The organism is Bacillus sp. COPE52, assembly GCF_003355115.1.
Lineage (GTDB): Bacteria > Bacillota > Bacilli > Bacillales > Bacillaceae_G > Bacillus_A > Bacillus_A toyonensis.
On sequence record NZ_CP031292.1, the window covers coordinates 3,701,007 to 3,720,770 of the forward strand.

At 35.3% G+C, this 19,764-nt stretch carries 26 protein-coding genes, 2 pseudogenes and 2 riboswitches; of the genes and pseudogenes, 17 read left to right on the forward strand and 11 right to left on the reverse strand.

Going from position 1 to position 19,764, the window contains the following annotated elements; genetic code table 11:
• Position 1: 1 nt before the first annotated feature.
• A complete protein-coding gene (locus DPQ31_RS18585; protein WP_208730852.1) occupies positions 2-334 on the forward strand; it encodes a DUF3909 family protein in 333 nt (110 codons plus the stop codon).
• A 55-nt stretch (positions 335-389) separates the two neighbouring features.
• On the opposite strand, the gene DPQ31_RS18590 is transcribed toward DPQ31_RS18585, so the two are convergent.
• From DPQ31_RS18590 to DPQ31_RS18615, 6 genes are all read right to left on the reverse strand, one after another.
• Entirely contained in the window at positions 390-665 is a 276-nt protein-coding gene (locus DPQ31_RS18590; RefSeq protein WP_000054649.1) for a hypothetical protein, read from the reverse strand.
• A gap of 307 nt (positions 666-972) precedes the next feature.
• On the reverse strand, positions 973-1,485 hold the full coding sequence (locus DPQ31_RS18595; protein WP_000057312.1) for a 1,2-dihydroxy-3-keto-5-methylthiopentene dioxygenase: 513 nt from the start codon (positions 1,483-1,485) through the stop codon (positions 973-975).
• Positions 1,463-2,101, reverse strand: a complete 639-nt coding sequence (locus DPQ31_RS18600) for a methylthioribulose 1-phosphate dehydratase (RefSeq protein ID WP_173780816.1) — start codon at positions 2,099-2,101, stop codon at positions 1,463-1,465. The genes DPQ31_RS18595 and DPQ31_RS18600 overlap by 23 nt, the downstream gene beginning before the upstream one ends.
• Positions 2,098-2,757: a 2-hydroxy-3-keto-5-methylthiopentenyl-1-phosphate phosphatase gene (locus DPQ31_RS18605; protein ID WP_098825739.1), complete on the reverse strand. Its 660-nt coding sequence runs from the start codon at positions 2,755-2,757 to the stop codon at positions 2,098-2,100. Before DPQ31_RS18605 ends, DPQ31_RS18600 begins: the two co-directional genes overlap by 4 nt.
• The gene (mtnW, locus tag DPQ31_RS18610) at positions 2,754-3,998 is read right to left on the reverse strand and encodes a 2,3-diketo-5-methylthiopentyl-1-phosphate enolase (RefSeq protein WP_000014210.1); all 1,245 of its coding nucleotides are present in this window, start codon (positions 3,996-3,998) and stop codon (positions 2,754-2,756) included. Before mtnW ends, DPQ31_RS18605 begins: the two co-directional genes overlap by 4 nt.
• A 64-nt stretch (positions 3,999-4,062) precedes the next feature.
• A riboswitch (SAM riboswitch) is annotated at positions 4,063-4,168 on the reverse strand.
• A gap of 52 nt (positions 4,169-4,220) precedes the next feature.
• Positions 4,221-5,411, reverse strand: a complete 1,191-nt coding sequence (locus DPQ31_RS18615) for a pyridoxal phosphate-dependent aminotransferase (RefSeq protein WP_087969741.1) — start codon at positions 5,409-5,411, stop codon at positions 4,221-4,223.
• 14 nt (positions 5,412-5,425) lie between these two features.
• Here DPQ31_RS18615 and DPQ31_RS18620 point away from each other — a divergent pair, with 14 nt between their 5' ends.
• The 4 genes from DPQ31_RS18620 (at position 5,426) to DPQ31_RS18635 (ending at position 9,061) form a co-directional block, all read left to right on the forward strand.
• Complete coding sequence (locus DPQ31_RS18620; RefSeq protein WP_208732104.1) at positions 5,426-6,289, forward strand: carbon-nitrogen family hydrolase; 864 nt, start codon at positions 5,426-5,428, stop codon at positions 6,287-6,289.
• Between the two features lie 72 nt (positions 6,290-6,361).
• Positions 6,362-6,502, forward strand: a riboswitch (SAM riboswitch).
• A gap of 90 nt (positions 6,503-6,592) precedes the next feature.
• Positions 6,593-7,774: an S-methyl-5-thioribose kinase gene (gene mtnK, locus DPQ31_RS18625; protein WP_016109051.1), complete on the forward strand. Its 1,182-nt coding sequence runs from the start codon at positions 6,593-6,595 to the stop codon at positions 7,772-7,774.
• Positions 7,771-8,832 (forward strand): S-methyl-5-thioribose-1-phosphate isomerase, encoded by a 1,062-nt coding sequence (mtnA, locus tag DPQ31_RS18630; RefSeq protein WP_208730854.1) that lies wholly within the window; start codon positions 7,771-7,773, stop codon positions 8,830-8,832. The genes mtnK and mtnA overlap by 4 nt, the downstream gene beginning before the upstream one ends.
• Positions 8,833-8,899: 67 nt before the next feature.
• Positions 8,900-9,061, forward strand: coding sequence for a YvrJ family protein (locus DPQ31_RS18635; RefSeq protein ID WP_000393323.1), 162 nt, complete (start codon positions 8,900-8,902; stop codon positions 9,059-9,061).
• Between the two features lie 118 nt (positions 9,062-9,179).
• Here DPQ31_RS18635 and DPQ31_RS18640 read toward each other — a convergent pair whose 3' ends face one another.
• Positions 9,180-9,956: a 3-hydroxybutyrate dehydrogenase gene (locus tag DPQ31_RS18640; protein ID WP_208730856.1), complete on the reverse strand. Its 777-nt coding sequence runs from the start codon at positions 9,954-9,956 to the stop codon at positions 9,180-9,182.
• Between the two features lie 196 nt (positions 9,957-10,152).
• Here DPQ31_RS18640 and DPQ31_RS18645 point away from each other — a divergent pair, with 196 nt between their 5' ends.
• The 4 genes and pseudogenes from DPQ31_RS18645 to DPQ31_RS18660 all read left to right on the forward strand — a co-directional run bounded on the left by DPQ31_RS18645 (position 10,153) and on the right by DPQ31_RS18660 (position 12,187).
• Positions 10,153-10,482 (forward strand): PadR family transcriptional regulator, encoded by a 330-nt coding sequence (locus DPQ31_RS18645; protein ID WP_000107973.1) that lies wholly within the window; start codon positions 10,153-10,155, stop codon positions 10,480-10,482.
• Entirely contained in the window at positions 10,482-11,249 is a 768-nt protein-coding gene (locus DPQ31_RS18650) for a DUF1129 domain-containing protein (protein ID WP_208730858.1), read from the forward strand. Before DPQ31_RS18645 ends, DPQ31_RS18650 begins: the two co-directional genes overlap by 1 nt.
• Positions 11,250-11,265: 16 nt before the next feature.
• The gene (locus DPQ31_RS18655) at positions 11,266-11,922 is read left to right on the forward strand and encodes a DUF1129 domain-containing protein (RefSeq protein ID WP_000948567.1); all 657 of its coding nucleotides are present in this window, start codon (positions 11,266-11,268) and stop codon (positions 11,920-11,922) included.
• Positions 11,922-12,187 (forward strand): annotated as a pseudogene (locus DPQ31_RS18660) (DNA-binding protein). Before DPQ31_RS18655 ends, DPQ31_RS18660 begins: the two are co-directional and overlap by 1 nt.
• 29 nt (positions 12,188-12,216) lie before the next feature.
• On the opposite strand, the gene DPQ31_RS18665 reads toward DPQ31_RS18660, so the two are convergent.
• The gene (locus DPQ31_RS18665) at positions 12,217-12,834 is read right to left on the reverse strand and encodes an ImmA/IrrE family metallo-endopeptidase (protein ID WP_000371630.1); all 618 of its coding nucleotides are present in this window, start codon (positions 12,832-12,834) and stop codon (positions 12,217-12,219) included.
• A 177-nt stretch (positions 12,835-13,011) separates the two neighbouring features.
• On the opposite strand from DPQ31_RS18665, the gene DPQ31_RS18670 reads away from it, so the two are divergent.
• The 3 genes from DPQ31_RS18670 to DPQ31_RS18680 all read left to right on the forward strand — a co-directional run bounded on the left by DPQ31_RS18670 (position 13,012) and on the right by DPQ31_RS18680 (position 15,177).
• Positions 13,012-13,305, forward strand: a complete 294-nt coding sequence (locus tag DPQ31_RS18670; protein ID WP_208730860.1) for a DUF3928 family protein — start codon at positions 13,012-13,014, stop codon at positions 13,303-13,305.
• Between the two features lie 107 nt (positions 13,306-13,412).
• Positions 13,413-13,862 (forward strand): NUDIX hydrolase, encoded by a 450-nt coding sequence (locus DPQ31_RS18675; RefSeq protein ID WP_000540531.1) that lies wholly within the window; start codon positions 13,413-13,415, stop codon positions 13,860-13,862.
• Positions 13,863-14,001: 139 nt separating this feature from the next.
• Complete coding sequence (locus DPQ31_RS18680) at positions 14,002-15,177, forward strand: acetyl-CoA C-acetyltransferase (RefSeq protein ID WP_000552062.1); 1,176 nt, start codon at positions 14,002-14,004, stop codon at positions 15,175-15,177.
• 28 nt (positions 15,178-15,205) lie between these two features.
• On the opposite strand, the gene DPQ31_RS18685 is transcribed toward DPQ31_RS18680, so the two are convergent.
• Both DPQ31_RS18685 and DPQ31_RS29715 read right to left on the reverse strand, forming a co-directional pair.
• Positions 15,206-15,958: an AAA family ATPase gene (locus DPQ31_RS18685; RefSeq protein WP_000567990.1), complete on the reverse strand. Its 753-nt coding sequence runs from the start codon at positions 15,956-15,958 to the stop codon at positions 15,206-15,208.
• A 10-nt stretch (positions 15,959-15,968) separates the two neighbouring features.
• Positions 15,969-16,213, reverse strand: a pseudogene (locus DPQ31_RS29715) (hypothetical protein).
• Between the two features lie 116 nt (positions 16,214-16,329).
• Here DPQ31_RS29715 and DPQ31_RS18690 point away from each other — a divergent pair.
• Together DPQ31_RS18690 and DPQ31_RS18695 are read left to right on the forward strand one after the other, a co-directional pair.
• The gene (locus tag DPQ31_RS18690) at positions 16,330-17,058 is read left to right on the forward strand and encodes a DUF4184 family protein (RefSeq protein WP_001116887.1); all 729 of its coding nucleotides are present in this window, start codon (positions 16,330-16,332) and stop codon (positions 17,056-17,058) included.
• Between the two features lie 36 nt (positions 17,059-17,094).
• Positions 17,095-17,859 carry a hypothetical protein gene (locus DPQ31_RS18695; RefSeq protein ID WP_000973887.1) on the forward strand — a complete coding sequence of 255 codons (765 nt, stop codon included), beginning with the start codon at positions 17,095-17,097 and terminating at the stop codon, positions 17,857-17,859.
• 46 nt (positions 17,860-17,905) lie between these two features.
• On the opposite strand, the gene DPQ31_RS18700 is transcribed toward DPQ31_RS18695, so the two are convergent.
• On the reverse strand, positions 17,906-18,337 hold the full coding sequence (locus DPQ31_RS18700; RefSeq protein WP_000758796.1) for a DUF3997 domain-containing protein: 432 nt from the start codon (positions 18,335-18,337) through the stop codon (positions 17,906-17,908).
• A gap of 131 nt (positions 18,338-18,468) precedes the next feature.
• On the opposite strand from DPQ31_RS18700, the gene DPQ31_RS18705 reads away from it, so the two are divergent.
• From DPQ31_RS18705 to DPQ31_RS18715, 3 genes are all read left to right on the forward strand, one after another.
• The gene (locus DPQ31_RS18705) at positions 18,469-18,924 is read left to right on the forward strand and encodes an RDD family protein (RefSeq protein WP_000769092.1); all 456 of its coding nucleotides are present in this window, start codon (positions 18,469-18,471) and stop codon (positions 18,922-18,924) included.
• A 153-nt stretch (positions 18,925-19,077) separates the two neighbouring features.
• Positions 19,078-19,176 (forward strand): hypothetical protein, encoded by a 99-nt coding sequence (locus tag DPQ31_RS18710; RefSeq protein ID WP_000145635.1) that lies wholly within the window; start codon positions 19,078-19,080, stop codon positions 19,174-19,176.
• A 64-nt stretch (positions 19,177-19,240) separates the two neighbouring features.
• Positions 19,241-19,750 (forward strand): SDR family NAD(P)-dependent oxidoreductase, encoded by a 510-nt coding sequence (locus DPQ31_RS18715; protein ID WP_199631952.1) that lies wholly within the window; start codon positions 19,241-19,243, stop codon positions 19,748-19,750.
• The last annotated feature ends 14 nt before the right edge of the window (positions 19,751-19,764 follow it).

A 19,764-nucleotide genomic window follows, 5' to 3' on the forward strand; every position in this document is an offset into this window, starting at 1 on the left:
GATGGATCTCCAAAAGTTTGATGAGATGATTGATGCTGTGCAGCGAGCAACTTGTATACAAATCAATGAAAAACAAAAGGAAGCCTTTAAACAAAAATATGATTTTGAACCAAACTTTGAATATGGAAGAGATGAGAAAGGGCATTATGTCATTCGAACTTCAAAAAAGATGTTAGAAGAAATGGAGTTTTATTTGGCATTAAAATATGATCGTGATGGAGTGGATCTTTATATGCAAGCTGAGATTGACGATATATGTCATGTGTCTATTAGCTATAGTGAAGATGCGTTACATCTACAAGAATTGTTTCAATTTCTAGAAGAAAATAAATAAAAGTCCTCATTTGAGGACTTTTATTTATTTAGGTAAATATATTTCATTTTTATAATTATAAGCTAGAAGCTCGACGGCACCGTTCAACCGGGAATGGGATAACTTGCGCCATGTGGTTAGCGCCAAATTGTTTTGAGCGAGCGTGGCGTAATATATAAAATGCGCACAGAATAGCAACAGGAATAGCGCCGTATAAACCAAAAAATAAAGCGCTTACACAAGAGGCGACAAAACCTAAAACACCAACTTCTAACTCTTCCATAATAGCTCCTAAAATAACAGGAATAGCTCCGCATAAAACTCCTAGTATAAGTGCGATAAGTAAACTCATGATTATCCCCCTCTGTTTGCAATATTATTTTCCTTCTTATTAGTTGTAGTATATCATATACAAAACAGAATTTTCAGAAAAAATTCAAAAAAAGTTCAACAAATGTTCAAAAAGGGTTGAGAAATACACTTGAAAAATCGAGTGGATAGATTGTTTCTTGGAAGAAGAGGAAAGATGCTTTGAATAAATAAAAAATCAGGCTTATTTCATTTTTTGAAATAAGCCTGTTCCATAGGAGGATGTATATATGTAGAGTGAATAAAAGGTTGGAAAAGGGGGTCCAAGTCCTTTTATTCAACTAGCTACCTTAATAGATTGGAACCCAGCCTTCAGTTGTAACAAAAATACGAATAGCTACAACTTGACGATCATCCTGCAAAGTAAAATAATGTCTTGCATTTTCAGGAACAGAGATTAGGTCGCCTGGCTCAAGTTCAACGTCAAAGAATTTTCCATCTTTGCCTTCAATAGCAAAGATGCCATGACCACTGACAATAAAGCGAACTTCATCATCAGTATGATGGTGTTCTTTTTGGAAATTAATTAATAATTCGTCAAGGTTAGGTGTGCTACTTGAAAGTGAAATTACATCATGCGCTTTATAACCTCGGCGTGCTGAAACATCAGCGATTTCTTTTGAAAAAACAGTTAATATTTCAGCTTTGTTATCATCTGTTAACGAATAATTTTCATTTAAATGAGTAGGAAGTTTAGAAATATTCCATTTCTCATATAAAACGCCTTCCTCTTGTAGAAATTTTGATACTTCCACTTCATTCTCAATGCGAGTATTTACTTCATGAATACGAATTTGCGCCATTAGAAACGCCTCCTTGAATTGATAATAGTTTTATATGAAATTGGAATAAAAACTCATAAGCTTCTAATCTTTTCTTTGCATCAAAGCTATCTCGGCCCCATACAGTGATGCCGTGATTTCGAATTAATACTGCTCCCGAATCTCCTTGTATATGTTTTCGGAAGTTCTCCCCAAGTGTTGGGATATGAGCATGGTTTTCGATAATAGGAATGTGTATTGTTGCACCTTCCTCCCAAATATCAAGAGCTTTAATGATTTCTTGATTTTGAAGGGTGACTGTATCGCTATACAAATTTGTGATGACATTGTTATCCGTTGTATGAACATGAAGTACGCACCCGGCATTCGTATTGTTATAAATATGTGTATGCAATATTGTTTCTGCTGAAGGGCGTAATTCAGTCTCTAAAACGGGAACTCCTTCATGATCTACTAATAGAAAATCATCTGGAGTGGTTTTTGTTTTATCTTTACCGCTTGCTGTAATAAGGAAAGTAAGCGGCTCATGACTAACTTTTATAGAAATATTGCCACTTGTTGCTGGAAACCAATTTCGAGTTGTTAATTCTTTTTTAATCTCGCTTAAGTCATACCATTGACGAAACAGTTGTTTCATGATTTCACCTCCAACAAATGTTTTAATTCAGCTTGAACATCGTGAAATGTTTCAAACGGTGTATAAACAATATGATTTTCTTTACACTTTGTAATAAGGAAATCGCGAGCGAATACTTTATCTACTTGTTTCGCAGCTTGTAAATCAGTAATAGAATCTCCGATTACAATATGGAAATTATTTGTATCACTTAATTTGCGGATTAAAGATGATTTACATAATCCACAATGATTTTGACAGTAATGATCACAAGGGTTAGGCCACTTAACTGTAATGTATTCATTTGAAAAGTCTGTTTCATTACAGTAAATTTGCTCTTTTGGAATGATTCCTTGTAAGAGTGGATAGACGAAGAAATCCATTCCACCTGATACAACGTAAAAAGAAATATTATTTTCATTTACAAATTGTATAAATTCACGAAAGCCACTACGAATTTCGGCAGTTTCTTTTAAAAATTGAATTATATCATCATGCAAATTAGTAGGTAGCAATTGAAATAATTGAGAAACACCTTCTTGAATAGAAAGCTCTTGTGATAAAATTCTTTGCTTTATTTCTTCTGCTTCTGGTGGTGCGAATTTTTCCATAATCGACATAATGTTATCGTTATTTGTAATCGTACCATCGAAATCACAAAATACTTGAATACTCATAATTTCACCTCATAAGAGGGATTTCCCCATATTTGTAGTGCGCTATGCAAATTTATGTCATCTACTTCATGGAGTAGATTACCTTGCAAAGTAGCATCAATTGCAGTGCGGAAAGCCTTTCCACCACCTTGCGCCCCATACGGATGCCCATGTATGCCACCGCCCGCATTAATAACAACATCTTTACCGAAGTCTCGTAGAATAAAGGGAACGAAACCAGGATGAATGCCAGCAGATGGGACAGAGAAACTTTTCTTGAAAAACGCATCGTCTTCAGTTAGATAGTTTGAAATGTTGAAAGCATCTTCCTTTTCTAACGCAACACTTCCGTATGGAGACGGGAATAAAGAAAAATCAGCACCAGCATAACGTAGTAGCTTTCCAAGTAATAATGGAGATGAGACCCCATATAGCTTGGAAGCTGAATAAGCACCACTTACAGCAGGGTGTGCCATAATAGGAACTGGGATTTCATCATCTTCTGCCAGTGATTGTAGTACATCTAGTCCGTAAGCAAATACATTAAATAATAGAATATCAGCACCAGCCTGCACTGCGCGTTTCGCATTTTCTTTTAAGTCGAAAGTTCGCCCTGTTAAATTTACGGCATATAATGTTTTATGGCCGTATGTTTCATATACGGATTGTAAAACTTCTTTTCCAGATACAATTCGCTTCGCAAGTGGTGTTAAGGAGTTCTCGAATAAAATTTCATCATCTTTTACGATATCCACACCACCAATTGCTTGATCGCGTAATTGAGTTTTTAAGTATCCAATATTTCGTCCAATCATTCCTTTGAAAATGCTCATTAAAAGGGGACGGTTATACACTTGTACACGATTTCGAATACCGTCTATACCGAATTTTGGACCAGGGAAGTGCTTTTTTAATTCGTCTGAAAACGTTAAGTCAATTAATTTCACTTCGCCATCAAGTGATAACTTTCCGAATGTAGTTGTTAAAATCGCTGGTAAATCTGGACTGAAATTTAATAATGGGTATTCGATTTTAATAATCCCACGTTTTACTTTTTTGCGTAGATACGAATTGATATGTTCTTGTTCATCTAATTCCTCAATATGAATGACGTTGCCTTTATGTTGTTTTAATTGTTCTTGTAATAAATGTGGTAAATGAGTCCAAGAGCCAATTGTTAAACCGAGTGCAATTTGTTCAGCCTTTTTGTCTAAGTTAAGTGAATCGTCATGGATTAAATACGTCGCTATAATTCCGCTCATTGTTATAACCTCCTAGTTAAATAAAAAAACCTCTCAGCTAAGGAGAGGTTTTTTTACAACCAGCTCCTTATCTGTCAGCGTAATGCTGCGAGAATTAGCACCGTGTCTACAATTGTAGATCGGTTGCCGGGTTTCGTCGGGCTCGTCCCTCCACCTGCTCTTGATAAGAAGTATTTAGAAATGTTTAAATTTTTAAGATAACTGAATTTTGTCAGATATTTTTCATGTTGTCAACGACTTTTTGAAAAAATTTAATTTATCAATTCGATTAATTGCTTCTCGTAATCGTTCTTCTGTATGCAAGAGACCAACGCGGACGTATCCTTCACCGTGTTCACCAAATCCAACACCAGGAGCAACTGCAACGTGTGCTTTTTCTAGCAAAATATCAGAAAATTGCTCAGATGTATATCCTTCTGGTACAGGAAGCCATGCAAAGAAGGATCCGGTTGGGATGTCTACATTCCAACCGATAGAGTGACAAGCTGAAATAAGAGCATTTCTTCGAGATTCGTAACTATTTACAAGATCTACGACGCAAGATTGTGAACTTAATAGCGCTTCGCGGGCAGCGTCTTGAACTGCACCAAAAATACTAACATACATATGATCTTGCAATAGGTTAATTGTTTCGATGACACTTTCATTCCCTACGGCAAAAGCAATACGCCATCCAGCCATATTGAAAGTTTTGGATAATGTGTAAATTTCAATTCCTGTATCTTTTGCACCGTCTGCTTGCAAGAAACTAACCGGTTTTTGACCATCAAATCCGATCGCACCGTAAGCAAAATCGTGAACGACTAATATATTATGTTTATTAGCAAAATGAATGGTTTCATCAAAGAAATCTTTTGATGCAGTAGCACCAGTAGGATTGTTTGGATAGTTTAAAAACATTAACTTTGCTTGTTTCGCAATAGCGTCATCAATTTTTGTATAATCTGGTAAAAATTTATTTTCGGCAATAAGCGGCATTGTTTCAAATTGCGCTTTTGCTAAAGCAACTCCGGATAAATAATCTGGATAGCCTGGATCGGGAACGAGAATCGTATCACCAGGATTGGTAAAACACATTGGTAATTCTACTAATCCAGCTTTTCCACCAAACAAAATAGCAACTTCAGTTTTTGGATTTACTACTACATCATATTCACGTTGATAGAATGTTGCCACGGCTTCTTTTAAGCTTTCGTGTCCGCGAAATGGCGGATATTTATGATGAATGGTCTTTTCTGCAGCATGTTGTAAAGCTTTTACGATATGCTGCGGTGTTGGTTGATCTGGATTACCTTGACCTAGATTAATAACATCGTGACCAGCCGCAACGACTTTGTTAACTTTTGCAACAAGTGAAGCGAAAAATTGTGTTGGCAATGATGTTACTATCTCAGAAGGTTGAAATAATTTCATACTTTCCACCTCTTTTGAAAGTTGTTACAATTCTAGTGACAAATGATATAATCTTTCCAGTATTTTGTAAAGAGAAAATTAAGAATGGGGCTGAAAAAATGAAAGTCGCATGTATTCAAATGGATATTGTATTTGGAGATGTAGAAAAAAATATGGAGAACGCTAAAAACAAAATAAGCGAAGCGATGAAGGAAAGACCAGATGTTATCGTCTTACCAGAACTATGGACAACAGGATATGATTTAACGAGGCTTTCTGAAACTGCAGATAGGGATGGATTAGAAACGAAAGAAAAGTTGAAAGAATGGTCGAAGCAATATGGTGTGCATATTGTTGGTGGTTCTATAGCAAAGCAAACAGAGCAAGGGGTTACCAATACAATGTATGTCGTAAACAACGAAGGAGATCTAGTCAATGAATATAGTAAAGTACATTTATTTCAGCTTATGGATGAACACAAATATTTAATAGCGGGTAATGAAACAGGTGAATTTAAACTAGATGATATCGAGTGCGCTGGCACAATTTGCTATGATATTCGTTTTCCAGAATGGATGCGCGTTCATACTGCTAAAGGGGCAAAAGTTATATTCGTTGTAGCAGAATGGCCATTAGTTCGTTTAGCACATTGGCGTTTGCTATTGCAAGCAAGAGCAGTTGAAAATCAATGTTATGTTGTTGCATGCAATAGGTCAGGAAAGGATCCGAATAATGAGTTTGCAGGTCATTCTCTAATTGTGGATCCTTGGGGTGAAGTCGTGGTAGAGGCAAATAAAGAGGAATCCATTTTATTTGGAGAACTTACATTAGAGAAGATTAAAGAGGTACGTAAAGGAATTCCAGTTTTTGCAGATCGCCGTCCAGAACTATACAAATAAAATATTGACAAGTGATTTTTATTCTTGGTATAGTCTTCAACATAAAGTTAAAAATTCTAAAAAATTATATAACTCTTATCAAGAGCAGGTGGAGGGATTTGGCCCGATGAAGCCCAGCAACCGACCGTAATACCATTGTGAAATGGGGCGTTTATGACGCCAAAAGGCACGGTGCTAATTCCAGCAGAAAGTAAAATTTCTGGCAGATAAGAGGGGAGAAGATAAACTTCAAACCTCTTTCTTAGTGGAAAGAGGTTTTTCTGCGTTAGAAAAACCTCTGAATTTAAAAAGGAGGAAAAGACGATGGGATATTATTCATTAACAGAAGTAACAGCTGTACAATATGCGAAAGAACATGGATATTTTGACAAGAAGGCGAATGTAGTTTGTCATGAAATAGGAGATGGAAATTTAAATTACGTGTTCAAATTAGTTGATGGAGAGAGATCAATTATAATAAAACAAGCACTTCCATATGCGAAAGTAGTTGGTGAGAGCTGGCCGTTGTCTATAAAAAGAGCGACGATTGAAAGCAAGGCATTACAAATTTTCGCGAAGTATGTACCAGATTATGTTCCGGTAGTGTACAGTCATGATGAAGAGTTAGCAGTTACAGTAATAGAAGACTTATCAAGACTAACAATTACAAGAAAAGGATTAATAGATGGAGAAGGATATCCACTTTTATCCCAGCATATCGGTCGTTTTCTAGCACATGTTTTATTTTATACTTCAGATTTCGGTTTACAGTCAGAAGAGAAAAGGGTGCTAGAAGGTACATTTGTAAATCCAGACCTTAGTAAAATTACAGAAGATTTAGTTTTTACGGATCCGTTTGGACATTACGATACGAATGATTATGAGTCAGATTTACAGTCAGTGATTGATGAACTTTGGAGTGACAAAATTTTAAAACTAAAAGTAGCACAATATAAATATAAGTTTTTAACGAGAAAAGAAGCGCTTATTCATGGCGATTTACATACTGGTAGTATTTTTTCATCACCTTCTGAAACGAAAGTGATTGATCCAGAATTTGCAACGTACGGTCCATTTGGCTTTGATATCGGTCAATTTATTGCAAATCTATTATTAAATGCTTTATCGAGAGAAGAAGAAAAGAGAAGTGTACTATTTTTCCATATAGAAAAGACATGGAGTTATTTTGTAGAAACTTTTACGAAGTTATGGATTGGAGAAGGTGTAGAAGCATATACGAAAGAAAAACAATGGTTACCAATTATTTTGCAAAATATCTTTACTGATGCCGTCGGATTTGCCGGATGTGAACTGATTCGTAGAACAATTGGTTTAGCTCATGTAGCGGATTTAGATGAAATAGCAAATAAAGAAAGAAGAATTCAAGCTAAGAAGCAAGCGCTGTACTTAGGAAAAGAACTAATAAAATATGAATCTAAGTGTGCTGATATTCAACTGTTTCGAACATTATTTCAACAGACAGTTTCAGGAGGCATAAAAGCATGAGTACATTTGTAACTGTTCCGAGGTCTGTAAGTTGGAAAGGTGATGCAATTGCGGTATTAAATCAAACAAAGTTGCCGCATAGTACAGAATATAAAACGTTGACGACTATTGAAGAGGTATGGAAAAGTATTGTAATGCTAGAAGTACGCGGAGCACCCGCAATTGGAATTGTAGCAGCATTTGGTTTGGCGCTTGCATCAAAAAAATATAACACGATACATATTGAAGAATTTCAGAAGATATTTAATAGAGATTGTAACTATTTAGGGACATCACGACCGACGGCAGTGAATTTGTTTTGGGCAATTGATCGTATGAGAGAATCTATTCGAGAGATTACTACAATAAAAGAAGCGCAAAAAACATTAGAAGAAGAAGCGCTTCGCATTCAGCAGGAAGATGAAGAGGTATGCCGGAGGATTGGGGAACATGCGTTAACATGCTTTACAGACGGTGATAACATTTTAACAATTTGTAATGCTGGCAGTATTGCAACTGCAAGGTATGGTACTGCATTAGCGCCGTTTTATATCGGGAAAGAAAAAGGTGTACACTTACATGCGTATGCATGTGAAACGAGACCGGTTTTACAAGGTGGCCGTTTAACGACATGGGAGTTAAAGCAAGCGGGTATTGATGTGACGCTTATTACAGATAATACGGCAGCTCATGCAATTCGTACGAAAGAAATTGATGCAATTATCGTAGGGGCAGATCGAATTGTCGCAAATGGAGATACGGCAAATAAAATCGGAACAATGAATTTAGCTATATTAGCAAAGTATTTCGAAATTCCATTTTACGTTGCAGCTCCGTTATCTACGTTTGATATTACGAAACAAACAGGTACCGAAATTGTTATTGAAGAAAGAGATGAAACAGAAGTTACGAAAATTTTTGGCAAACAAGTGGCACCGATTGGTACAGATGTTTATAATCCTGCATTTGACGTAACACCGCATGAATTAATTACAGGTATTATTACTGAGAAAGGTATTATACGTGGAGATTATGAGCGAGAAATTGCATCATTATTTGAAAAACAAGCTAATACATAATAGCTTGTTTTTTTATGCCTAAATGTGCCTTTTCCCCTTATTTATATAATGAAAGGAGGAGAGAAGGATGGAAGAGTGGATCGGGATGATAGGTAATGTAGGCTTTCCAATTGTTGTAACATTATATTTACTCCATCGGATTGAAAGTAAATTAGATGGGATAACTGTTGCGATAGAGAAACTGCCACAGCAATTACTAAAGTACGATGATCCTCGTGATAAAAAATAAAGTTTGCTCTTCGTGAGCAAACTTTATTTTTTTATCACGCATTAACTGCCCGTAAAAGCCCGATTGGTGAGGGCTACGAATCAGTGGGGGATGAAGCCCCACTGATTAAAGTTTCACTTTATTGAGCAATATAACCACCATCGATAACGACAGCTTGACCAGTTATGCCTTTTGCTTTTTCACTCGCTAAAAACATAGCATAATCAGCAATTTCTTGTACTTGTAATAAACGTTTTTGTGGTACAAGTGGATAAATGACATCTTCTAAAACATTTTCAAGCGGTACATTTCGTGTAGTAGCTAAGTCTTGTAGTTGATTACGTACAAGAGGGGTATCGACATAACCAGGGCAAAGTGCATTAACAGTAATTCCATGGGTAGCACCTTCTAATGCGGCAACTTTTGTCAGTCCAATTACGCCATGTTTTGCGCTATTGTAGGCAGCTTTTCCGGCGAATCCGACAAGGCCATTAATAGAAGCGACGTTAATAATCCGGCCGTATTTTTGTTTTTTCATAATAGGAAAAGCGTGTTTGATGGCGATAAATGGAGCGATTTGCATAATTTTAATAAGAAGCTCGAATTTCTCAGTTGGAAAATCTTCAATCGGTGAAACATGTTGCATTCCTGCATTGTTAATTAATACGTCTAATGAACTGAAATGACTAACTGTTTGAGAAAGCGCTGCTGTAATTTCTTCTTCAGATGTAACGTCACATTTTAAACCGATAGCTTGAAAGCCTTCTTTTTGTAATTGTTCAGCAGCTTCTTTCGCACGATCTTCAAGGCGATCAGTAATAACAACTTTTGCGCCTTCTTTTGCAAAGGTATTCCCCATTTCATAACCAATACCACTCGCAGCACCTGTTAAAAAGACAACTCGATTTGTAACCATGATGAAAAACACTCCTTCATAATAAAAGTTCCCTCATTGCTCTATTTAGAGGGGGAACTACGAAATTCCTGCAAACATTTGGAAAAAATCCGTTAGCTATCTTGTTTTACAAAATAGTCTCTGCTATACTATTTTGTAAAGCAAGATACTTACGCTTATCTATCTTGTAAAACAAGATAGTGGGAGGATTTCAATTATGTCGACAAGTCAAATGCTGAAAGGGATTTTAGAAGGATGCTTACTTGCTATTATTTCTGAAGGTGAAATATACGGTTATGAAATGAGTGAAAAGCTAGCGAAGTATGGTTTTACAATGGCGAGTGAGGGAAGTATTTATCCGTTGTTAATACGGATGCAAAAAGAGGGGCTAATATCAAGTGTAATGAAGGAATCTCCATCTGGTCCAAAAAGGAAGTATTATACGTTAACAGAAAAGGGAGAAGATGAACTGGATGAATTTATGGGTCGCTGGGAAGCGATGCAAAGTAGTGTAGAACGTCTACTTGAAGGGAAGGGAAGAAAATAATGCTATCAAGTGAAGTGCAAAAGTTTTTGTTAGATATGAGATTGTTTTTGACCGCAAAGAGTGTGAAAGAAAGCGATATGGAAAGCTTTTTAGAAGATGCAGAGTTGCATTTAATAGAAGGTGAGAGTGACGGGAAAAGTGTAGAAGAAATTTTTGGAAGTTCGCCGAAAGAATATGCTAATGAACTTGTAAAAGTGATGGAAAGAGATAGACAGGAAACGTGGAAGCAAATTGGTTTTACAGTAATGAATATCGTAGCATTTTGGATTATTGCTTCTATTTTAATAGTGAATAACGGAAAGTTACAAATTTCACTTATTCAGTGCATTGGTTATAGTTTCACATTAATGTTAACTGTGTTAGGCCCTAATTTTTTGCTTCGTAAAATGACCTTTGTAACAAGCTTTACCAAAACGTGGTTTTCTATGTGGTCTTTAGTCATGATCGCTCCAATGTTTTTATTAGGAGCTGTTACGATATTAGATGTAATATATCCTACAAAGATGGTTACATTCACCCAAATGCAAAGTTATATGTTAGCTGGTGGGATCTTTATCATGACAGTAGCTATAAACATGTATTTTGAAGGATGGTTTAAAAACTTATATTTAATTATTCCTCTTTCTATTATGTTAGTATTTCAAGCATTTACATCAGAAGATCTCATACCAATGTTATTTCAGATTATATGTTTATACGGAAGTTTATTTATTTTAATTTTCGTTGAAATTATGATGAAGACGAATAGAAGAGAAACGGTTAATTAAGGAAGGGGAGAATGAGATGCTTTCACATGAGTCACGAAATTTTTTGGCGGAGATAGGTGCCTATTTAACAGCAAAAGGGATAAGTGAAAAAGATATTGAATCCTTTTTAGAAGATGCGGAATTGCATTTAACAGAAGGGGAGAAAAGGGGCAAGAGTGTAGGAGACATATTTGGTAATTCGCCGAAGGAATATGCCAATCAACTTGCAAAAGAGATGCAAGTTGATTATAAACGTAATATTGGATGGCTAGTTACAGCTATTATGAGCATACTATGTTATTGGACTATTCCAGATCTTTTATTTCGAAAGCTAAACGAACCATATACAGTCTCTTTAATCGGGGTAATTGGATATCCAATTATCATAGTTTTAATGATTGTGGGAGGAATTTTGTTTTTAAGAGGTGCTAGTTTTCAAAGTAGTATTTTGAAAAAGAGTTTACTGCTATTTGGAGCCGTAATGCTTACTTATTTACCAGTATTAATAATGCTTTTTAAGGATTGGTACAGTTTTCCTTTCTATGAAATTCCTCAAATAGGAAGATATTTAATTGGAGGAGTTATACTAGTAGTGACAACAATTGTAAATGTTCGGTCTCTTGGGTGGAGTGGTTTATTTGTATTAGGAATCCCTATTTTTATAATAGTGATGGTTGAAAAACTAGTAATTTAATAAGAAGTTCTAGAAATAGAAGAGGATTAGCAATTATAGGAATCTATACAGATTTGGCAAAAAGGTACATGATGACTATTTTGATACTTTATTAGATGACACATCAGGATATATTTTGTTCTTCGGGTTAATAGGAAAAAGGCTGCTCTGGATATGCAAAAAATTATTTCCAAAGAAATATTATATAGGGATTTTTAGAGGGATTACATTTACGTTTAGTTGTCTATTTTTATTTCTAGCAGCCGGGACTTGGTTTGTTGATTAAATAAGTTGTTTTAAACAGTAATAAGATTGTTACTGTTTTTTTCTTTGTAATAAAGAGCTTTGTAAAGAGAGTTCTTTTTGTTCGTTTGTTAATAAGGAATGAATATGGACGTTTTCTGGGCGGGGGACTATAGGGTACATCAGATTTGATGGAGAAGGGTGGTGTTCCGAGCCAGTTGGAGAATGAGGATCTGCATGTGTAAGTTTTCCGTGAACGCGCCTTGTGAATAAAATATGGCCAATTTCGTGAGCGAGCGTATATATATTTTTCATAGGAGCGGCTGAATTTGTTAAAACGATATAACCAGTAAGTTGTTGTTGTTTAGCTAAAGAGTAAGCACAGGCAATTACTGCTGTTTCTTTAAAATAATCACTGCCAATATAACAAATATAAAGATCACATTCTGGAGCTTCATTTACACACGTTTGGAAAAAGGATGCTAATTTTTCCTGACTTTGAATAGAATTTTTATAACTAATTTCACGGTCTGAAAAACGAAAAAGCTCATTTAATACAATTACTTCTTGAATTTGAAATGTAATGGGGTGCCAAATTGATTCTGCGACTGCTAAATCTTTTGCGATACGGTCTTCAGAAATGTTGGCGCCTGGCGTAATGCAAATACATATATTGACGTATGGATCCATAGGGAACACCTCAAATGAAAAAATTCTTCCTATAATATATGTGAGAAAAAGGTGCTATGTATGGATAAACGCCTTGTTTATTACATGAATATATAGACTACAAGTCGAAAAAATTTCATAGTTCTATAACGTAGTATGGTCATCTTTTTGATATAGTAAAGGAAAGGGGGAGAATATATGTATACATTAAAAATCGTTTCAGACAGAGAAGCTCTTTATCAATTTGCGAGTTATGTAAAAGTTGTGCAAGGGGTTAAAGATGTATATGTAGAGGTGGGAGAACCTGTATATGAACATCCATTAATGAAGTTTTACGTACATATTAAGCTGGGGGAAACATATGATCAACATAAAGCGTTACAAGAAATAGCAAGATTAGTAGAATTGGGGCGTTTTACATACGTTCATTATCGTAATGATGAAATTGAAGAAGCTTTTGAAGCTGTAAAATATGAAAGTTTTAAGAAATAAAGTGAAAAAAGGGAGCGAAAGCTTCCTTTTTTTCTTAAAATTTACATCAACAAAATGAGAAAAATTTTGTTATGATAAGGGAGGGTGAGGAAAGGAGAGTTTACATATTGGGGTATATTGAAGAGTTACGTAAAGTCGTTGGTACAAGGCCACTTATTTTAGTAGGATCAGCAATTATTATATTAAATGATAGGCAAGAAGTATTGCTTCAATATCGTTCAGACACATATGATTGGGGTGTACCTGGCGGAGCGATGGAGCTAGGAGAAACGACAGAAGAAACTGCTCGCAGAGAACTATTTGAAGAGACGGGACTAAACGCGAAAATTATGCAATTTATCGGGGTTCTTTCGGGAAAAGAAGTGTACTTCCAATATCCAAATGGAGATGAAATTTTTAATGTCATTCATCTGTATCAGGGGCATCATGTGAGTGGGGAAGTTAAGCTTGATCATGAAGGATTACAGCTTCAATATTTTCCGGTAGATAAGTTACCGAATTTGAATAAAACAACAGAGAAGATTTTACAAAAATTCCTATACGCATTAACAGAATAGAAGGTTAATTCCTTCTATTTTTATTATATTAAATATTTTGATTTTTTAGTATGTTTATAGTATGATAGTTGTAGATATACATCTTATGGAATTTCACCTAAAAACTGACTAGGGTACATAAGAGAGGGGCAAGTACAAAATGCATAATGTTGTCATTACAGCTGCAGTTCGTTCACCAATTGGAACTTTCGGAGGAGCACTAAAAAATATAACACCAGTAGAATTAGCTGTTCCTGTACTTCAGGAAGCTGTAAAACGAGGCGGGGTAGAACCACATGAAGTTGATGAAGTAATTTTAGGTCATTGTATTCAAAGAACTGATGAAGCAAATACGGCGAGAACGGCTGCATTAGCGGCAGGATTTCCTGACACAGTTACGGGCTATACAATCCAACGCCAATGTTCTTCAGGTATGCAAGCAATTATGTCAGCTGCAATGCAAATTCAATTAGGTGTGAGTGATGTTGTTATTGCAGGTGGAGTAGAAGCGATGAGTTCGAGCCCTTATGCATTGAAACAGCACCGCTGGGGACAACGTCTACAGCACGGAGAAATTCGTGATACGGTGTGGGAAGTGCTAGAAGATCCGATTCATCATATTATGATGGGTGAAACAGCGGAAAATTTAGTTGAACAATATGAAATTACAAGAGAGGAACAAGATGAAGTTGCGCTTCGCAGTCATACATTGGCACTACAAGCAATCGAGTCTGGATACTTTGACGATCAAATTGTTCCTATTACAATAAAAGAGCGTAGAAAAGAAATTGTATTTTCTAAGGATGAACATCCGCGTGCAGATATTACAGCGGAAAAATTAGCTGGATTAAAACCAGCTTTCCGTAAAGATGGATCTGTAACGGCAGGGAATGCATCTGGTCTTAATGACGGAAGTGCAGTTCTAGTATTAATGAGTGAAGAAAAAGCGAAAGAAAAAGGCTTACAACCGTTAGCTAGAATTGTTGGCTATTCAGTAGCTGGAGTAGATCCTAAAATTATGGGAATTGGACCAGCACCAGCAATTCGTAAAGGATTAGAAAAAGTAGATTGGTCATTAGAAGATGCAGATTTACTTGAAATTAATGAAGCTTTCGCTGCGCAATACCTAGCTGTAGAGAAAGAATTAGGTTTAGACCGTGAAAAAGTGAATGTAAACGGTAGTGGTGTAGGACTTGGACACCCAATCGGTTGTACAGGAGCTCGTATCACTGTAAGTTTAATTCATGAATTAAAAAGACGTGGATTAGAAAAAGGAATTGCCTCTTTATGCGTCGGTGGCGGTATCGGGGTTGCCTTATTTATAGAAGCATTATAAAAAAGAAGCAGCGTTTGCTGCTTCTTTTTTACGACTCAAATAGATGATGGAATAATCGATCGCGATTTTCAAAGAAAAGTTTCGTCGTTTGATAATGCTCCGTTTCTTCTAAAGATGATTCGTGAATCCCCTCTTGTGTTAAAGAATATATAGTAGACTCAGGATAAGCCATTAATATAGGGGAATGCGTGGCAATAACAAATTGTGAACCTTGTTCAGCTAGTTCGTGCATTCGAATGAGCATGGAAAGTTGTCTCATCGGGGATAAAGCTGCCTCAGGCTCATCTAAAATGTATAAACCTTGTCCTGAAAAACGGTTCATAAATAAGGAGAAAAATGATTCGCCATGTGATTGTTTGTGTAGTGAGATACCACCATATGAGTCAATAACTGGATTTCCGCGTGCTTCTGGATCAGCATCCATTTCATCGATATAAGAAGCGACGTTATAAAATGATTCAGCGCGAAGAAAGAAACCATCGCTTGGTGTATTGAAACTTTTGGAAATTCGAAGATATTCATGTAAAGATGAATGTGAATTATTTGTGCTAAAACGGAAATTCTTCGTTCCACCTTCAGCATTAAAACCTAAAGCAATTGCAATTGCTTCAAGTAGTGTTGATTTACCTGTTCCGTTTTCTCCAATAATGAATGTTACATTTGGATGGAAAAGGAGCGATTGTAATGTTCGAATAGCGGGTAAACAGTAAGGATATGCGGAAAAGCTAGGGATATCTTCTTTTTTTAATGTGACACTTTTTAAAAAGGGTACGTCAATCAATATATAAACCTCAATTCATAACGGATTTTGATTTAAAAAAAGCAAAAAATACAAGTGTAAGACGACTTGCTAATAAAGTGCGCCAAAACCGAGATTTTCCCAGCCGAACGTCATTCTCTGCAATATAAAAATGGAAAGAACGCTTATAAAGCCAACGAGAGCAGGCGTATATTTTATAATTTTTAAGTTCTTCCATAGAAAAAAGAAAAGTGTTAATGACATGAGAACTCCCATTTTATTTTCTGAATATTTCATGAGGATTATAACATGGAAACTATCATATTCCAATGTGAAAATAAACATTGCATGAAGGTCAATTCTCTCGTTATGATAGATGATATTCTATTGGAAATATGAAAAGGAGTTAAAATATGCCGTTTACATTTGCGCATCCAGCAGCTGTTCTCCCTTTTTCTAAAAAGCAGGTTAATTATATTTCAGTAACGGCTCTTATATTAGGTAGTATGGCACCTGACTTTGAATATTTTTTACACTTTAGACCGTATGGCGTGATTGGACATACGTGGCTTGGGTTCTTATATTTAAATTTACCTCTTGTCTTTCTATTAGCATACATATATCATTACATTTTAAAAAAGCCGTTTATAACACATTTACCTAAACCATTTGCTGGCTACTATACATATGCAGTAGATGAGAGGTGGGGACTTCATACATGGAAGGATTTCTTTGTATTTTGCTATTCTGCTTTATTTGGTATGCTCACGCATGTTGTTTGGGATGCGTTTACTCATAATACAGGCTACTTCGTTATGGAAATACCATTGTTACAAAGAGAATTACATAGTATTCCGGTGTATAAATATATGCAACATGGGAGTACATGTGTTGGTTTATTATTACTATTACACGTACTATGGAAGTATAAAGATGAAACAGGGAAAGATATTATTATAGCTTCAGAAAAAAGGAAGTATTGGGTTTCGGCAATCATTGTGGCAACTATTATATTTATCGTTCACGCGTTCGTAAATCCCTATTTTCATATTTTTCAAATAGGGGGTATAATAGTATCTGGATTGACAAGTTCGTTTTGTGGACTTCTTATTGTTTCTATAGTTTACAAGACTAGGGACTAATTTATTTTAATGAATGATAGTGTTAGGAGAAATTAAATGATGAAAGCATGGAAAAGTATTTTTGTTTTATGTAGTTTTCTTCTTATGTTAAGTGGTTGCTTCCATCAAGAAGAAAAGAAAGCTGAACCGAAGAAGAAAGAATCTATTCCTGAAACAAAAGAATATGGTGGGCGTGAGCTAAAAAAAATTGGGCAAAAAGTGAAAGAAACAGGATGGGGTACTTTCAAGTTAGAGCAGATACATTCTGTGAATCAAACATTTGAAGTAGCACCAATGAAAATTCATGTACAAGATGTGAAAGTAATCTCTTTATCACAAATGAGTGAAGACGCAAAAAATACATTAAAAGCATATACGGCATTAACTCCTGACGAAGTAAAGCGTAGATTGGGCGATAAGGTAAGTCAAGAAGATGCTGAATTATATGCATCGCTAAGTGGAACAGAGATTAGTGATACGATTCGTTACGTTGAAATTACATATAAGGTGGAAAATAGCGGGAATAAAAATATGCAATTTTTCTCTATGAATGATGTTACGATTAATGATAAGCAACATTTTAAAGTAGCGACTCAAAACTTTTTATATGATGAAGATACGCTCGTTGGTACGAAAAATGTATCAAGAGAAGATTATAAGCCTGGTGAAACAAGAGATGGAATTATCGGTTTAATACTTGATGATGGAAAAGAAAAGGTAAAGGATATTAAATTTACAACGGATGATTTAATGGCAGGAGACACAGAAACACAAGAAACTGTTAAAGAATCACAAAGTTTTAACATTTCACTTTCTGAGTAATATGTTTTTAAAATGATATAAGGAAAAACAGTCAGCATTCTATATATTATGCTGACTGTTTTTTTATTTCTTTTATGTATGAATCTACATTTTGAAAAGGCACTTTAATTTTAAACGCATCTTTTTGTTCATTAAATTGTTTTTCATTATAGGGACCGAAACGTTTATTGTGCTTTACGTCAATAATCCAATAATGTTCACTTTTTTTATTTGCAATTGCTGCGTCAGGGTTATTTGGATCTGACTTTTCCTCTGTTTGTTTTACAATAATGTATTTATCATCCCAAGCGATGTCTGTAATTTTGGCAGGGATGTATTGTGTGGCATATACAGCATCTTGCGTAGGGAACAGTTCAAATGCATTTCCAGAAGTACGTATGAGTTCGTATTCATCGTTAATCGTATAAGATACATGGTTTGTATTTCCTGTACAAGCAGTTAATAGGACGGCGACGAATAGGATTATCCATTTTTTCAATATGGGAACCTCCTTTACAATGCTGTTGTAACACATTGTACAAGAAAAGTAAGAGAAACGCCAGTTTACAATGTTTTTTAGAAGTGGTACGATGTAACGGGTAAAGAAGGATACGAAGGAGTCGACATAAAATGAAGTTGAAGATGCATCGTCCAGCGCTTGTAATGAATCGCATAGGTGCTTCCCTAATTGACATGTTTTTAATCTCGGTTATGTATGGTGCAGTAGTAGCTGTTATGACCGGAAACTATAGTGCTATTTTTAATCGGTTTAATATAAGTTTCGGTGACTATAGATATGATCTCGCAGTAGTTTTCATATTAATGGTTCTATATTTTATTTTGTTACCTTTTATTTGGAACGGTGTTACACTTGGGAAAAAAATAACGAGAACAAAATTGATTTCATTGACGAGTGAAAAATTAACGTTGCAAACATTAACTTTACGATTTTTTGTATTGTTATTACCGAACATATTGTTACTTGGAATTCCGTTAATATGCAACGTATATATGATGTTGTTCCGCAAAGATAATTGCGGTTTTCATGATTTAATTACAAAGACAAAAGTGATGAATCTAGTATAATAAAAAACCTTTTTATGCTTGTACATAAAAAGGTTTTTTATTATGGAAGGATATTTTTTCGAAGTAGAAAGTCCTTTTTAAATAGATTGAAAATTAAGAAAATGGTATAATAAATGAAAATAATATCTTTATATAATGAAGGGGGAAGCTGTAATGACGGGAGGTAGCATAATCTTTTGGGGGATTTTAATTTTCATTGGTCTCGTTTTCGATCAGTGTAATAGTAAGAAAAAAGAAGGAGTAAAAAAGTAATCGCTTACAAATAAAAGAGTAACTTTTCTTACTTGCAGACTAATCTTATAAAGGAGTATACTGAATGACGGTAAGACTTATAGAAGGGGTAATGAAAATGAAGCTTGCAGGAAAAGTTGCTATCGTAACTGGCGGTGGCATCGGTATTGGACGTAATACAGCTCTTTTGTTGGCTAAACAAGGCGCAAAAGTAATTGTGACGGACATTGATCAAGAGAGTGGACAAGCAACAGTGGAGGAAATTACGAATCTAGGCGGAGAAGCCCTTTTTGTATCCTATGATATGGAAAAAAAAGGAGATTGGCAACGTGTTATCAGTATTACTTTGAATGCATTCAGTCGCATTGATATGCTTTTTCAAAATGCTGGTTTATATAAAATAGATTCTATTTTTTCTCGCCAACAAGAGAACGATTCCAATGTACTTTGTATTAATGACGTTTGGATAGAGATAAAACAATTAACGTCATCTTTTATGAAACAGCAAGAAGAAGTGGTGCTTAGTGACTTACCGATTTTCGGTATTATTAGCACGAAAGGACAATCATTTCATACAGTAGAAGCCCTAGTATAATAATGAAAACCGCC